We start from the raw sequence: 14,348 nt of genomic DNA on the forward strand, positions 1-14,348 counted from the left end.
GAGCGGCGTCTCCGCCGGCGCCGGACGGCGGCCTGCTGGCGGAGACCGCCGGTCACGATACCGGACCACGCGCCACACGCCAGGCCGGCGACGGCGTACGGGGTCCGACGTCGACGCAGCGTGCCGTGCTCGTCGCGCAGCGCCACTCAACCGCCCAGCAGGGCGGCGCTCACCTCGTCCCAGACCTCCGGGCTCGCTGCGACGAGCAGCCCCCGGCCCTCGTCGGCCGGGTGGTAGTCGGTGCCGTCGAACCGGCGGGCCACCCCGCCGGCCTCCCGCACCAGCAGCGCGCCGGGCGTGTGGTCCCACGGCAGGGTGCGCCAGAACAGCACGAACTGCTGCGCGCCGGTGAGCACGTCCAGGTACTCCCGGCCGGCGCAGTGCTGGCCGGGCAGCAGCTCGCCGATCCGGCGCCCGCCCTCCTCCACCCGGCGGCGGAAGTCCGGGGGAAGGAACTTCGTCGCCGCGGTGCCCCGCAGCGCGCCCACCCGCGGCTCGGCCTGCGGCGCACTCGGCGACGCCCCGTCCAGCCGGGTGCCCGCGCCGAGCCGGGCCGCCGCCATCGTGCCGTCCAGCGGGTCGTACACCCAGGACGCCACCGATACGCCGTCGGTGAGCAGCGCCGCCATCAGCGCGAACGGCCTGCGGCCGGCGGCGAAGTTGGAGGTGCCGTCGACCGGGTCGACCAGCCAGACGTCGCCGCTGCCACGCAGGTGCCGCAGCAGGTCCGGGTCGTCGGCGACCGCCTCCTCGCCGACCACCACCGAGCCGGGACGCAGCCGCCGCAGGCCCTCGGAGATCAGCGCCTCGGCCTCGCGGTCGGCGACGGTGACCACCTCGCCCGGTGCCTTCTCGGAGATGTCGGACGCGTCGAGCCGGCGGAACAACGGCACGACGACCTTGGCCGCCGCCTCCCGCAGCAGCGTGCCGACGTCGTCCAGCAGCGGGTCAGCCACGCGGAGGCAGCTTGACCACGCTGACGAAGAACTCGTCGATCTGGCGGACCACCGAGATGAACCGCTCGAAGTCCACCGGCTTGGTCACGTAGGCGTTGGCGTGCAGCTGGTAGCTGCGCAGGATGTCCTCGTCGGCCTGCGAGGTGGTGAGCACCACGACCGGGATCCGGCGCAGTTCCTCGTCCTTCTTGATCTCCTCCAGCACCTCCCGGCCGTCCCGGCGGGGCAGGTTCAGGTCGAGCAGGACCAGGTCGGGCGTCACCGCGTCCGCGTACTGGCCCTCGCGGCGCAGGTAGGCGAGCGCCTCGGCGCCGTCGGAGACGACGGTGAGACGGTTGCGGAGCTTGTGCTCCTCGAACGCCTCCTGGGTCATCAGCACGTCGCCGGGGTCGTCCTCGACGAGCAGGACCTCGATCGGGCTCTTGCCGTCCGCGGGCGCGGTCATCCCACCGTCTCCTTCATGCCACCGTTTGTACCGTGTCGGTCCGCCTCCGCGGGCGGCTCTTCGCGTGCGTCGCCGTCCGGCTGCCGCCCGACGTCCGCCGGGTCACCGTCGGCACCCTCGGCCGCCGGCGCCTCGGCGGGCTCCGCGGCGTCCTCCGCGTCCGTCGCGTCCTCGTCCGCCGCGGCCTCCGCCGCCCTGGCGGCCTCGATGTCGGCCTCCAGCGCGGGCAGCGTGAACCGGATGGTGGTGCCCTCGCCGGCATCGGTGTCCACCCAGACCCGGCCGCCGTGATACTCCACGATCTTCTTGACGATGGCCAGTCCGATGCCGGTGCCCGGGTACGCGTCCTTCGAGTGCAGCCGCTGGAAGATCACGAAGATCTTGTCGGCGAACTCCGGTTCGATCCCGATGCCGTTGTCCCGGCAGCTGATCTCCCACTCGCCGTCCACCAGCCGCGCCGACACGTGCACCTTCGGCGGCACGTCGGGCCGGCGGAACTTCACCGAGTTGCTGACCAGGTTGACCAGCAGGTTGGTCAGCAGCGGCTCCTCGCCGCGGATGGTGGGCATCTCGCCCCAGGTCAGCTCCGCGTCGGAGTACTGCAACGCCGCCTCGGTCTGCCCGGCCACGTCGCCCATCACCTTGTTCAGGTCGACCTCGGTGAAACCGGTGGTCAACCGCCCGATCCGGGAGAACGCCAGCAGGTCGTTGATCAGCCGCTGCATGCGCTGGGCGCCGTCCACCGCGAACGCGATGTACTGGTCGGCCCGCTCGTCGAGCTGACCGGCGTACCGCCGCTGGAGGAGCTGGCAGAAGCTCGCCACCTTGCGCAGCGGCTCCTGGAGGTCGTGCGAGGCGACGTACGCGAACTGCTCAAGGTCACGGTTGGAGCGGGTCAGCTCCTCGGCCTGCTTCTGCAACTGGCTGTTGACCCACTCGATGCGCTCCCGCGCCTCGCGTACCTCGTCCAGCTCCCGGGCGATCTTCATCCGCATCTGGTCGATGTCCTCGGCGAGCCGGCGGAACTCCGGCGGGCCCGACCCCTCGATGTGGTGCCGGTAGTCGCCGTCGGCCACCTCGCGCACCTGGCTGACCAGGGCGGCCAGCGGGCGGATCAGGATCCGGTCCAGCGAGAGCAGCATGACCACACCGGCGGTCGTCACCACCAGCGCGGCGATGACCAGCAGCACGACCAGCGTGTTGCTCGTCGAGTTGACCCGGTCGGCGGTCTCCTCCCGGACGGTGAGGATCTCGTCCTGGAGCGTGTTCACCGACGTGCGGATGCCGTCGAACTGCTGGCGGGTGGCGTCCGTGATCAGCGCCTGGCCGGCCTCCGGGCCGTCCCGCTCGACGGTGGTGATCACCGGCTCGGCCACCTGGGTCCGCCACTGCGCGGTCTCCTGCTCCACCAGTTCCAGCGACCGGCGCACGTCCGGGTAGTCGGCGGAGAGATCCCGGATCGAGGTGACCAGGCTCTGCTCGCGCTTCACACCCTCCTGGTAGGGCTCCAGGTCGCTGCGGTCGCCGTTCACCGCGTACCCGCGCACCGAGGTCTCCTGGTCGAGCAGCACGCTCATCAGCTCCTGCGCCTGGACGCGCAGCGGACCGGTCTTGAGCAGCACCGCGTCGATGTTCTCGCGGTTCTTCGCGGCGACCGCCGCCTCCGCGGCGGCCAGGCCGAGCAGCAGCACCACCACCACGCCGAGCAGCGCGCCCACCCGCCGCCGCAGGGTCCACCCCTGCTGGTACGCCTTCACAGGTTCCTCCCCGTCGCCCTTCACCGCATCATCGTCGTTCGCGACTGTGGGGCTCTCAGCGCTCACCGGCCGCTGCCCCGCGTGACCAGCAACATCGCCACGTCGTCGGCCAGCGGGCCGCCGTTGATCTGCTCGGCCCGCCCGACCAGCCACGCGGGCAGTTCGGACAGCGGCACCGCCCGGTTCGCCGGGTCGGCGAGCAGACCGGTCAGGCCCGGCACGTCGAGGCGCTCGTCCCCGCCGTCCACCCGGCCCTCGATGAGGCCGTCGGTGTACATCAGCAGGGACCAGTCGTCGGTGTCGAACTCCAGGTCGAAGGCGACCGGGCGGCGCGGGCGTACGCCCAGCAGCAGCCCGCCCTTGGCCGGCACCGGCGCGACCTTGCCACCGCTGAGCAGCAGCGGCGGCGGGTGACCGGCGAGGCGTACGGTGGCCCGCGCCGACGCCAGGTCGAGCCGGGTCGTGGCCACCGTCGCGAAGATCTCCTGGAGGCGGCGCTCACTCATCAGCACCTGCTCCAGCGCGGGCAGCACCTCGTCGTCCGGCACCCCGGCCAGCACCAGCGCCCGCCAGGCCACGCGCAGTTCGACGCCGAGCGCCGCCTCGTCCACGCCGTGCCCGCAGACGTCGCCGACGATCAGGTCGATCCGGTCCGGCCGGGTCTGCACCACGTCGTAGAAGTCGCCGCCGATCAGCGCGGCGTGCCGGCCGGGCCGGTAGAACGTGTGCACCGACACCTCGTCGGTGGTCATCAGCGGCTGCGGCAGCAGGCCACGCTCCAGGCGGGCGGACTCGGCCTGGCGCAGCTCCACCTCACGCAGCCGGCGGGCGTTCTCGTCGGCCCGCTTGCGCTCGACCGCGTAGCGCAGCGCCCGGGTCAGCAGGACACCGTCGACCTGGCCCTTGACCAGGTAGTCCTGCGCCCCCTCGGCGACCGCGACGATGCCCAGGTGCTCGTCCGAGCGGCCGGTCAGCACGCAGACCGCCGCGCCGCTGGCCATCTCCAGCACCCGGCGCAGCCCGTCCAGCCCCTGCGCGTCGGGCAGGCCCAGGTCGAGCAGGACGCAGTCCACGCCCATCACCCGCTGCCGGGCCTCGCTGAGGCTCGTGGCGACCAGCAGGTCGATCATCGAGTTGGTCTCGGCGAGCAGCTCACCGACCAGGAAGGCGTCACCCTCGTCGTCCTCGACCAGCAGCACCCGCAGCCGCTCGCCCGGCGGTACGCCGCCGAGCAGCCCTGCCCCGGCAGACGGTACGTAGGTGGCCCCCGACGCGCCGGAACCCCGCTGCGGTCGGGTAACCGCCGCGAGTCGCGGGAGTTCGCTGGTGATGTCGGGCTCCTTCCGAATGCCCTGCTGATCCTGACTCAGACAACAGTCGCACACCGCGCGACCGTCGCCGGCGCGGCAGAGCGTGTGACCGGTCCACTTCCACAGCGGCACGGTCGACCCACGATGTTACGCCGGGAGCGCTGTCACGCCCGCAGCGCACCGTCCGAGGACTGCCGCCGCAGCCCTCTGGGGTGCAGGATGATCCCCACCCCGTAGATCCACCCCGAGGAGTCCCAGTGGGCGCACCCCCCACCCGCCCCGCCGACCGCGCGTTCACCAGGCCCCGCCGCCGGCCGATCGCCGCCGCGGCCGCGCTCGCCGCGCTGCTCGCCGTCGGGGCGGGCGTCCTGGTCGGCCTCTCCACCCCGGCGCCGCGTCCGGCGGACGCGCCGGAGGGCGAGTTCAGCGCCGCCCGGGCGTACCGGAACGTCGAGGTGATCGCCGCCGAGCCGCACGTGGCCGGCAGCGCCGCGAACGACCGGGTACGCGAGCACCTTGTGGGAACGTTGCGCGACCTGGGCCTGGAGACCGAGGTGCAGGACACGGTGGCGCCCGAGGCAGGGCAGCTCAGCGGCGCGGCGGGCGGGGCGACGCTGGCCCGGGTCCGCAACGTGGTGGCCCGGCTCCCCGGCACCGACCCGACCGGCAAGGTGTTCCTGGTCTCCCACTACGACTCGGTGCAGACCGGGCCCGGCGGCAACGACGACGCCGCCGGCACCGCCGCGATCCTGGAGGTGGCCCGGGCGCTGACCACCGGCCCGCGCCCCCGCAACGACATCGTCTTCGTGCTCACCGACGCGGAGGAGGCGTGCCTGTGCGGGGCCGCCGGATTCGCCGTCTACCACCCGCTCGCCCGCGACGGCGGGGTGGTGCTCAACCTGGAGGCGCGCGGCTCCACCGGCCCGGTGATCATGTTCGAGACGTCCCGGAACAACGCGAAGCTCGTCGAGATCTTCGGCAAGGCCGCGCCGCATCCGGTGGGCACCTCGTTCGCGGTGGAGATCTACCGGGCGCTGCCGAACGACACCGACTTCACCGCGTTCCTCGACCGCCCCTTCGTGGGCCTGAACTCGGCCTACATCGACGGCGGCGCGATCTACCACACCCCGCTGGACGTGCCGGCCCGGCTCGACCGGGGCAGCCTCCAGATGCACGGCGACAACGCGCTCGGCCTGGCCCGCGAGTTCGGCCGCACCGACCTGGGCGACCTGCGCGCCGGCCACGACGACACCTACTTCCCGGTGCTCGGCGGGCTGGTCCGCTACTCCGGCTGGCTGACAGTGCCGCTCGCCGTGGTCGCGCTGCTCGCCGTCGGCGCGCTCGGCTGGTTCCTGCGCCGCCGGGGCCGGGCGACCGCCGGCACGCTCGCCGCCGGCTTCGGCCTGGCCCTGGTGCCGGTCGTCGTGGCACCGCTCGGCGCGTGGCTGCTCTGGGCCGCGATCACCACGATCCGCCCCGGGTACGCCGAGCTGCTCGACCCGTACCGCCCGGTCTGGTACCGGCTCGCCGTGGTGGCGCTCTCCGTCGCGGTGCTGTTCTGCTGGTACGCGCTGCTGCGCCGCCGGGTCGGCCCGGCCGCGCTGGCGTTCGGCGGGCTGGCCTGGCTGGCAGTCTTCGGTGTGCTGCTCGCCGTGGCGGTGCCCGGCGGGGCGTACCTGACGACAGTGCCGGCGCTGGCCGGCGCGCTCGCCGGGTTCGCGGCGCTCGCCACCCGGCGCGACGGCCCGTGGCCGGTGGTCGCGGTGACGCTCGCCGCCGCGGTGGCAGTGGTGATCCTGCTGCCTCCGGTGGTGCTGCTGTTCCCGGCGCTCGGCATGGGCATGGGCGCGGTAGCCGCGCTCGTCGCGGTGCTGCTCGGCCTCGCCGTACTCCCGGTGGTGGACCTGCTGCACCCCCGGGCCGGCGGCCAGCGTGGCCTGCTCGCGCTGCGCGCACGCCGGCTCGGCGCGCTGCCCGCCGCGGCCACCGCGCTGGCGGCTGTGGTGCTCGCCGGGGTCGGCCTCGCCGTGGACCGTTTCGATGCCGCGCACCCCGTGCCGACCCACCTGATGTACGCGCTGGACGCGGGCACCGGGAAGGCCGCGTGGCTCACTCGCGAGGAGAAGCCGCAGCCCTGGACCGACGGCTACGTCGACGGCACGGTCTCGATCGCCGACGACTTCCCCGGGCTGGGCGCCACCGAGTTGCGCGGCGGACCGGCTACCGCGGCGCCCCTGCCCGCCCCGAAGCTGGATCTGCTCTCCGACACCCGCTCGGGTGACCAGCGCGTGCTGCGGGTACGGGTGGTGCCGCAGCGGCAGGTACGCCTGCTCACGCTGCACGTCGACACCGGCACCGCCACCGTGCGGTCCGCCTCGGTGGCCGGGCGGGCCGTGCCGGTCGAGCCGGGCGACGGCAGGTGGGGGTTCGGGGTCGTGTTCCACGCCCCGCCGCCGGAGGGTGTCGAGGTCACGCTGACGCTGGCGTCGGCGGCCGGACCGGTGAACCTGCGGGCGATGGACGCCAGTGACGGGCTGTCCGGCGTGCCCGGGTTCCGGGCGCGGCCGGCGGGCGTGGGAGTGGTCGGCTCGCACAGTTCGGAGATGCTGGCGGTGGCGCGCACGTACCCGCTCTGAGCGGTCTGCCTGATCGACATCACCTCGCCGAAGTGGCGGTGTCCGCACGCCGGGATACCGCCACTTCGGCGTACTGGCTGCGGGTCAGCGCCGCCCCAGCACCTCGGCGACCCGCAGGAAACCGTCCGCGCCGTGGCCCAGCCCGACGGCCCGGCGGGCCATGCCCTCGGCCGCGCGCATCACCCCGGCGTCGATGCCGTGCGCCTCGGACGTGTGGACGATGTGGGCCATGGACGACACGGCGGAGGTGATCGGGTTGCCTTCGCCTGGGAAGCGTTCCGCGTCCATCTCCGCCGCACCCTCCTCGAAGATGGGCGACAGGATCGCGGCGATACCAGCGGCGAAGCGTTACGCGAGATGGAGGGCGACGGACTGGTGCACCGGGAGGCGTACGAGGTGCTGCCGTTGAAGACCGAGTACTCGCTCACCACTTTCGGCCGCGAACTGGCCGAGGCGCTGGCCCCTCTCTCCGACTGGGGCCACCGCCGCCTGGACAAACTCGCCGAAGCCCGCACCGCCTCCTGACCTGTTCTTTTCCGCCTCCGCCCACGACCTAGGTTCGTCGCGGTCGCGCACGGCGACAAGTACCCACAAAAAAGTGGCTACGTCTGTTGATCGACCGCGAGACTCGGGTCATGGAGTTCTTCTGCTACCACCGCGATCGGCTCGGCTCGGCGCCCCTGCGCCAGAAACTGATCGAGGAGCACTGGTCCTACATGGACCGGTACGCGGAGCAGATGATCGCGCGCGGCCCGACCCTCGCCGACGACGGCTCACCGACCGGCAGCGTGCACATCCTGCGCCTGCCCGACCCCGCCGCCGCGCGGGCGTTCGCCTTCGACGAGCCCAACTACCAGGCCGGCGCGTACCGGGACGTGATGCTGCGACGGTGGCGGAACATGCTGGGCCGCACCATGTGGGACTTCGCCGAGGGCCGGACCGGCGGCAACCGCTACCTGGTGCTCGGCCTGGGTCCGGAGCAGAGCGCCGGCCCGGTGCTTCCGAAACGGCAGGACGAGCTGATCGCGTACGGTCCGCTGCTGTCCGACGACGGCGTGACGTGGGTGGGCACGGCGGCGCTGGTGCGGGCGGTCGACCCGGACGAGGCGCGCGCCGTGCTGGCCGCCGACCGGTACGCCGACGTCGAGGTGCACAACTGGGTGTTCGGCGGTCGCCCAGCGTGACTGGCTACTTCCAGCGGAAGTGCACGAACAGCCGGCCGAAGTTCTTCGAGTCCTTCTCGACCCGGTGGTAGAGCTGCTTCACGTCCTTCTGGTCGAGGAAGCGCAGCACCTTCTTCTTCAGCGCGCCCGACCCCTTGCCCGGGATGATCTCCACGAGCGTGGCCTTCTTCGCCACCGCCTCGTCCATGATCCCGCGCAGCGCGCGGTCGATGTCGTGGCCCTTGTTGTAGATGTCGTGGAGGTCGAGCTTGAGCTTCACGGTCCCATCCTAGGTACGCGGAAGGGCAGCCCGGGCGGGCTGCCCTTCCGCGGGATCAGTCAACGACCGACCTTGCCCTCCACCCGTCGCAGCGCGGTGGCGTAGTCGGTGTTCGTCGAGTGCATCGCGGCCGCGATGCGCAGGTGCCGCAGCGCGTCCACCGGCCGGTTCATCCGCTCCAGCGTGCGGCCGAGCACGTGGTGCGCGTAGTGGTCGCTCGGGTCGCGGTCGACCAGCGCGCGCAGCTGCTCCTCGGCCCGGTTGAGCTGGGCCGACTGGAAGTAGGCGCGGGCCAGCAGCTGCCGGACCGAGGAGTTGTCCGGCTCCGCCTCGATGATCGGTTCGAGCAGCCGGGCCGCTCCGGTCGGGTCACCCGCTTCGAAGAACATGGTCGCCCGCCGGTACTCCGCCAGAAGATCCACTCGACCCACCTCCTCGTGTCACGCCAGGCCCTTGGTCCCGACGCTGGCACAACACCGGCGGAACCGCGAGTGTTCCTGCCGTCGAAGATCAGGTGGTCGGGTCGTACCGGCCCCCGATCAGGTCCCAGGCCCGGACACCACCGACGATTCCGGCCGTGTTCGGGACGATCACCACGTCGTCGCCCATCCGGGCCACCTGCTCGGGCCGGATCAGCCGGGAGTTGCCGCCGCCGAGATACAGCCGGTCCCAGCGGAACACCGGCCGCAGGCCGTCCACCACCTGCCGGATCCGCCGGGACCAGAACGCGTCGCCGAGGCGCCGCCGTTCCGGCTCCCCCACGTACGTGTCGTAGGTGGTGTTCCACCGCACCGGCGCGTGCGACAACTCCAGGTGGGGTGCCAGCACCCCACCGTCGAACAGCGCGCTGCCCAGCCCGGTGCCGAGCGTCAGCACCAGCTCGCAGCCGGTCCCGGCGACCACGCCCGCGCCGTGCACCTCGGCGTCGTTGAGCACCAGCGCCGGTACGCCGAACGCCTCGGACAGCGCGGTGCGCGCGTCGTACCCGGACCACTCGGCCACCAGGTCCGGGTCGACGCGGCTGCGCGGCCCGGAACGGGTCACGTAGTGCGGCGTGGCCACCACGACGCCGTGCCGGATCATGCCGGGCATGCCGACGGTGAGCCGGTCCGCCGTGGGCAGGCGGGCGCCGAGATCCAGCAGCGTCTTGACGAACAGGGACGGCGGCAACGGGTACGGCGTGGGCACGCGCAGCGGCCGGGCGCGCATGGTCCCGGCGGCGTCCAGCACCGAGGCCTTGATCCCGCCGCCCCCGCAGTCGATCGCCAGTGTGGTCACCACGGCTGTGAGTCTCCCTCACACCGGTGCCGCCGCAAGCGCGGGTCGCGGTAATCCGGATGCGCCCGCCGGTAGGCTCGGTTCCCTGATGAGCGCCACGTTGATCGCCAAGGACCTCACCGCCGGCCACGGTGACCGCCTCCTCTTCGAAGACCTCGACCTGGTCGTCGCGCCCGGCGACGTGGTGGGGCTGGTCGGGGTCAACGGCGCCGGCAAGTCCACGCTGCTGCGTACCCTCGCCGGTCTTGTCCCCCGCGAGCAGGGCTCGGTCGCGCTCAGCCCGCCCACGGCGACCGTCGGCTACCTGCCGCAGGAACCGGAGCGCCGGCCCGGCGAGACGGTCCGCGAGTTCCTGGCCCGGCGCACCGGGGTCAGCGCCGCGCAGGCCGCGCTGGACGCCGCCACCGAGGCGCTCACCGCCGGGGCGGCGGGCGCCGACGACGCGTACGCGAATGCTCTGGAACGCTGGCTCGACCTCGGCGGCGCGGACCTGGACGAGCGGGCCGCGCAGGTCGCCGCGGAGCTGGGTCTCGACGTCGGTCTGGACCACCCGATGACCGGCCTGTCCGGCGGGCAGGCCGCCCGCGCCGGGCTCGCGTCGCTGCTGCTCAGCCGGTACGACGTCTTCCTGCTCGACGAGCCCACGAACGACCTCGACCTGGCCGGCCTGGACCGGCTGGAACGCTTCGTCACCGGCCTGCGCGCCGGGACCGTGGTGGTCAGCCACGACCGGGAGTTCCTCACCCGCACGGTCAACCGGATCGTGGAGCTGGACCTGCACCAGCGGCAGGTCAACCACTACGGCGGTGGCTACGCGGCCTACCTGGAGGAGCGGGAGGTGGCGCGCCGGCACGCCCGTGAGGAGTTCGAGGAGTACGCCGACACGAAGGCCGGCCTGGAGGCGCGCGCCCGCACGCAGCGCGCCTGGATGGAGAAGGGCGTCAAGAATGCCCGGCGCAAGGCCACCGACAACGACAAGGTCGGCCGCAAGTTCCGCGCCGAGTCGACCGAGAAGCAGGCCGCGAAGGCCAAGCAGACCGCCCGGCTGATCGAGCGCCTGGAGGTGGTCGAGGAGCCGCGCAAGGAGTGGGAGCTGCAGATGGAGATCGCCGCCGCGCCCCGCGCCGGCGCCGTCGTGGCCTCGCTCCGAGGAGCAGTGGTACGTCGTGGCGGCTTCACGCTCGGCCCGGTGGACCTCCAGATCGACTGGGCCGACCGGGTGGCGATCACGGGTGCGAACGGCTCCGGCAAGAGCACCCTGCTCGCCGCGCTGCTCGGGCGGCTGCCTCTGGACGAGGGTCACGCCGCACTCGGTCCGGGTGTGGTGGTCGGCGAGGTCGACCAGGCGCGGGGACTGTTCCTCGGCGACCAGCCGCTGCTCGACGCGTTCGGTGCCGCCGTACCCGATCTGGCCCCGGCGGACGTGCGGACGCTGCTCGCGAAGTTCGGGCTGCGCGCCGACCACGTGCTGCGTCCGGCGGCGACCCTGTCCCCCGGCGAGCGGACCCGGGCCGCGCTGGCCCTGCTCCAGGGGCGGGGCGTCAACCTGCTGGTGCTCGACGAGCCGACCAACCACCTCGACCTGGCCGCCATCGAGCAGCTCGAATCGGCGTTGGCCACCTATCCCGGCACGCTGCTGCTGGTGACCCACGACCGGCGGATGCTCGACGCGGTGAGCGTGAACCGGCGGCTGCGCGTGGCGGACGGACGGATCGCCGAACACTGATCCGTGCCGACGGGCGCGCGCGGGTCCACAATGAGCGCATGCTCAAGTGGGAGTACGCGCTGCTGGTCCGCCGCCGCCAACCCGCCGCGACCGACCTCGGGTTCGAGGTCCTCTTCATCTGGTACGGCCCGGACGGCTCCATGATCGACGTGACGCCGTACGGCGACACCGCGCTGGCCCATCTGAACCGGGCCGGTGACCAGGGCTGGGAACTGGTCGCGATGAGCGAGGACCCGTCGCTGCCGGGCAACAACGAGTTGCACCGCTACCACCTCAAGCGCCCGAAGGCAGCGGCCGCCCAGCCCCGCCAGCGCATGCGAAGCTCCCGCACAGTCCGCCGAACCCTCTCCCCCTGACCCTGCCCCCTCCCTCCCGCCCGCACTCCCTCCCGCCCCGCGCACAACCCGCCCTGCGGCGTCGATCAAGGAGTTCGCGTCGGCTTCGCCCTCGAAACAGGACACAAACTCCTTGATCAACGGGATGGGTCGTCCGGGTGCCCTCTCGCGCGATCAATGGGTTTGGGTCCATCCACGCCGGCACAAGATCCTTGATCAACGGCGCAGCTCGGGTCGCGGGAGATCTTGAAAGGAAAGTGCCCCTACGAGGGCCGGAACCTCCCAAGATCTCGGGCGCGCCCCGGTGATCAAGGAGTTTGCGTCTCCGGGGGCGCCTTCTGCTGACACAAACTCCTTGATCACCGGCGACAAGCGGAGGCGGCCGGGCCGACGAAGGGCGAGGGCGGGTCGGACGGGGCCGACCGAAGGGCTGGGGGGCGGCCGGGCGGGCAGGGCCGGGCGCGGGGCGCAGCCAGCGCGGCGGGACGAGGGCGGGGCCCGGCTGGGGCGGCGGGACGAGGGCGGGGCGCGGTTGGGCAGCGGCCGGGGACGGAGGAGGACGGGCGGGTGGGGCATATGGGGGTGAAAAGGGGGTAACGGGCCGCCGGAGGTGGCGCATGGTGGCGATGGGGCAGACCGCGCTCTCGGGTGAGCGACTCCGGCAGACCGACGGCTTCCTCGCCGAGGCGTGGGCCGACATGGTCCGGCACGACGAGCGGCTGCGCGGAACGGCCGTCGAGGTGCGCTTCGACCGGGGAGTCGCGCACCTCACCGGTGAGGTCGCCGACCCGGGACAGCTACGGCTGGTACGGAAGCTGATCGGCCGGCTGTCCGGCGTACTCGGGGTCTGGTGCCGGGTCGCCGTGGCCGGGCGGGCACCGGTGGTGGTCGACCTGGGCTGCGGGGCGACCAAGCAGTGGCCGGGCAACCTGGGGCTGGACATCTATCCGGCGCCGGGGGTGAATGCGGTCGCCAACCTCGCCGGATCGTTGCCGCTGCGGGACGACTCGGTGGACGTGTTCTTCGCGGTGCACATCGTCGAGCACCTGATCGACTTCCTGCCGCTGTTCGACGAGTGCCACCGGGTGCTGCGGCCGGGCGGGGTGCTGCACGTGATGAGCCCGTGGTGGCGGCACGTCAACGCGGTGGCCGACCCGACTCACGTACGTCTGCTGGACGTGCAGACGTTCAAGGGAATCTGCGGTCAGCGCCCACCGGGTACGCCACGCTGGTATCCGCTGCACGTCGGCTGCGACGGCGCCTCGATCTTCGCCGACCTCACTCCGCTGCCCGCGGACGCCCCCGCCCCACCCTCCTCCCACTTGGCCCGCTTCTTCGACTGACCCGACCGAGCCGGACCCACCCCGGACCCACCCCGGCCATCATGAAGTTGGCGGCACTCAAGGAGATCGACATCGCCGTCAACTTCATGATCGACGCAACGAAGAAGAGGGCCTAGAGGGGGGCGGACTCGCGCAGGGCCAGGTGGTGGGGGGCCACCAGCTCGCGGGGTGGGGAGTCGCGGTCGGGGCCGAGACGTCCGGCGAGCAGTTCGACCGCCAGGCGGGCGATGCGCTCCTTGTCGGGGGCGACTGTGGTCAGCGTCGGGATCGAGAAGCGGCCGTCCTCGATGTCGTCGAAGCCGGCCACCGCGACGTCCTCGGGCACGCGCAGGCCCATCTCGTGCAGGGCACGCAGCGCGCCGAGCGCGAGGGTGTCGTTGAAGCAGAAGACGGCGTCGGGGCGTACCCCGGAGGTGACCAGGTTGCGCACGGCGGCGGCGCCGTCCGCGCGGTGCCAGGCCGGCGCGGGCGCCACCAGGCGGTCGTCGTACGCGATGCCGGCCTCGGCCAGCGCGGCGGTGTAGCCGGCCAGGCGGAGCCGGGCGCTGGCGCCCTCGGGGGTGCGCTGGGAGCCGATCGCGGCGATCCGGCGGCGGCCGAGCCCGATCAGGTGGGCGGTGACCTCACGGGCGGCGGCCACGTTGTCGATCATGACGTGGTCGGCGGGGCCGTGGTCGACCCGCTCGCCCAGCAGCACCATGGGCAGGCCGGCCAGCGCGGCGAGGTCGTCGGCGGAGAGTGCGAGCGGGCTCAGGATCAGGCCGTCGATCATGTGGTCGCCGATGCCGCTGGCGGCCTTGCGTTCCTGCTCGGAGCCGCCGCCGGTCTGGTCGATGAGTACGGTCCAGCCCTGGTCGGCGGCGGCGGTGACGACGTGCCGGGCCAGCTCGGCGAAGTAGGGGATGTCCAGCTCGGGTACGGCCAGCGCGATCACACCCGTACGCCCCTTGCGCAGGTTGCGGGCCGACAGGTTGGGCCGGTAGTTCAGCGCGGCGATGGCCTCCTCGACCCGGGCCCGGGTGTCGGCGCGCACGTGCTGGTAGCCGTTCACGACGTTGGAGACGGTCTTCACCGACACTCCGGCCCGCTCCGCGACGTCCTTGAGCCTGTGCCGCACTG

General features: G+C 72.9%; 14 protein-coding genes and 1 pseudogene. 6 read left to right on the forward strand and 9 right to left on the reverse strand.

Annotated features, from left to right (window positions below; all coding sequences use genetic code 11):
- Window positions 1–146: 146 nt before the first annotated feature.
- The 4 genes from GA0070562_RS24890 to GA0070562_RS24905 form a co-directional block, all read right to left on the reverse strand.
- Window positions 147–956 (reverse strand): inositol monophosphatase family protein, encoded by an 810-nt coding sequence (locus GA0070562_RS24890; protein ID WP_091426596.1) that lies wholly within the window; start codon window positions 954–956, stop codon window positions 147–149.
- Entirely contained in the window at window positions 949–1,401 is a 453-nt protein-coding gene (locus tag GA0070562_RS24895; RefSeq protein WP_091426599.1) for a response regulator, read from the reverse strand. Before GA0070562_RS24895 ends, GA0070562_RS24890 begins: the two co-directional genes overlap by 8 nt.
- Window positions 1,398–3,158, reverse strand: a complete 1,761-nt coding sequence (locus GA0070562_RS24900; protein WP_091426783.1) for a sensor histidine kinase — start codon at window positions 3,156–3,158, stop codon at window positions 1,398–1,400. Before GA0070562_RS24900 ends, GA0070562_RS24895 begins: the two co-directional genes overlap by 4 nt.
- Window positions 3,159–3,220: 62 nt before the next feature.
- The gene (locus GA0070562_RS24905) at window positions 3,221–4,357 is read right to left on the reverse strand and encodes a PP2C family protein-serine/threonine phosphatase (RefSeq protein ID WP_254663864.1); all 1,137 of its coding nucleotides are present in this window, start codon (window positions 4,355–4,357) and stop codon (window positions 3,221–3,223) included.
- Between the two features lie 368 nt (window positions 4,358–4,725).
- On the opposite strand from GA0070562_RS24905, the gene GA0070562_RS24910 reads away from it, so the two are divergent.
- Window positions 4,726–7,104 carry a M28 family peptidase gene (locus tag GA0070562_RS24910; protein WP_091426603.1) on the forward strand — a complete coding sequence of 793 codons (2,379 nt, stop codon included), beginning with the start codon at window positions 4,726–4,728 and terminating at the stop codon, window positions 7,102–7,104.
- An 84-nt stretch (window positions 7,105–7,188) separates the two neighbouring features.
- On the opposite strand, the gene GA0070562_RS24915 is transcribed toward GA0070562_RS24910, so the two are convergent.
- Complete coding sequence (locus GA0070562_RS24915) at window positions 7,189–7,392, reverse strand: imine reductase family protein (protein ID WP_254663868.1); 204 nt, start codon at window positions 7,390–7,392, stop codon at window positions 7,189–7,191.
- A gap of 69 nt (window positions 7,393–7,461) precedes the next feature.
- Between GA0070562_RS24915 and GA0070562_RS24920 the strand changes: the two genes are divergently transcribed.
- Together GA0070562_RS24920 and GA0070562_RS24925 are read left to right on the forward strand one after the other, a co-directional pair.
- Window positions 7,462–7,629, forward strand: a complete 168-nt coding sequence (locus GA0070562_RS24920) for a winged helix-turn-helix transcriptional regulator (protein WP_276526484.1) — start codon at window positions 7,462–7,464, stop codon at window positions 7,627–7,629.
- 110 nt (window positions 7,630–7,739) lie between these two features.
- On the forward strand, window positions 7,740–8,288 hold the full coding sequence (locus GA0070562_RS24925) for a YciI family protein (RefSeq protein WP_091426606.1): 549 nt from the start codon (window positions 7,740–7,742) through the stop codon (window positions 8,286–8,288).
- A gap of 4 nt (window positions 8,289–8,292) precedes the next feature.
- Here GA0070562_RS24925 and GA0070562_RS24930 read toward each other — a convergent pair whose 3' ends face one another.
- From GA0070562_RS24930 to GA0070562_RS24940, 3 genes are all read right to left on the reverse strand, one after another.
- Window positions 8,293–8,547 carry a Smr/MutS family protein gene (locus GA0070562_RS24930; protein WP_013288724.1) on the reverse strand — a complete coding sequence of 85 codons (255 nt, stop codon included), beginning with the start codon at window positions 8,545–8,547 and terminating at the stop codon, window positions 8,293–8,295.
- A 59-nt stretch (window positions 8,548–8,606) separates the two neighbouring features.
- Entirely contained in the window at window positions 8,607–8,969 is a 363-nt protein-coding gene (locus GA0070562_RS24935) for a tetratricopeptide repeat protein (protein ID WP_091426608.1), read from the reverse strand.
- Window positions 8,970–9,057: 88 nt separating this feature from the next.
- Complete coding sequence (locus GA0070562_RS24940; RefSeq protein ID WP_091426611.1) at window positions 9,058–9,828, reverse strand: ROK family protein; 771 nt, start codon at window positions 9,826–9,828, stop codon at window positions 9,058–9,060.
- A gap of 85 nt (window positions 9,829–9,913) precedes the next feature.
- Here GA0070562_RS24940 and GA0070562_RS24945 point away from each other — a divergent pair, with 85 nt between their 5' ends.
- From GA0070562_RS24945 to GA0070562_RS24955, 3 genes and pseudogenes are all read left to right on the forward strand, one after another.
- Entirely contained in the window at window positions 9,914–11,551 is a 1,638-nt protein-coding gene (locus GA0070562_RS24945) for an ABC-F family ATP-binding cassette domain-containing protein (protein ID WP_091426613.1), read from the forward strand.
- 38 nt (window positions 11,552–11,589) lie between these two features.
- A pseudogene (locus GA0070562_RS24950) lies at window positions 11,590–11,835 on the forward strand (hypothetical protein); the annotation flags it as partial.
- A 668-nt stretch (window positions 11,836–12,503) separates the two neighbouring features.
- Complete coding sequence (locus GA0070562_RS24955; protein ID WP_091426616.1) at window positions 12,504–13,229, forward strand: methyltransferase domain-containing protein; 726 nt, start codon at window positions 12,504–12,506, stop codon at window positions 13,227–13,229.
- 112 nt (window positions 13,230–13,341) lie between these two features.
- On the opposite strand, the gene GA0070562_RS24960 is transcribed toward GA0070562_RS24955, so the two are convergent.
- The gene (locus tag GA0070562_RS24960) at window positions 13,342–14,346 is read right to left on the reverse strand and encodes a LacI family DNA-binding transcriptional regulator (protein ID WP_091426618.1); all 1,005 of its coding nucleotides are present in this window, start codon (window positions 14,344–14,346) and stop codon (window positions 13,342–13,344) included.
- Window positions 14,347–14,348: the final 2 nt, after the last annotated feature.

This window comes from Micromonospora tulbaghiae (genome assembly GCF_900091605.1).
GTDB classification, from domain to species: Bacteria; Actinomycetota; Actinomycetes; order Mycobacteriales; family Micromonosporaceae; genus Micromonospora; species Micromonospora tulbaghiae.

Bases quoted from the DNA above. Each gene is read 5' to 3' on its own strand.
- GA0070562_RS24945 (WP_091426613.1), top strand. From the start codon at position 9,914: ATGAGCGCCACGTTGATCGCCAAGGACCTCACCGCCGGCCACGGTGAC.
- GA0070562_RS24955 (WP_091426616.1), top strand. From the start codon at position 12,504: ATGGTGGCGATGGGGCAGACCGCGCTCTCGGGTGAGCGACTCCGGCAG.
- GA0070562_RS24925 (WP_091426606.1), top strand. From the start codon at position 7,740: ATGGAGTTCTTCTGCTACCACCGCGATCGGCTCGGCTCGGCGCCCCTG.
- GA0070562_RS24895 (WP_091426599.1), bottom strand. From the start codon at position 1,401: ATGACCGCGCCCGCGGACGGCAAGAGCCCGATCGAGGTCCTGCTCGTC.
- GA0070562_RS24915 (WP_254663868.1), bottom strand. From the start codon at position 7,392: ATGGACGCGGAACGCTTCCCAGGCGAAGGCAACCCGATCACCTCCGCC.
- GA0070562_RS24920 (WP_276526484.1), top strand. From the start codon at position 7,462: ATGGAGGGCGACGGACTGGTGCACCGGGAGGCGTACGAGGTGCTGCCG.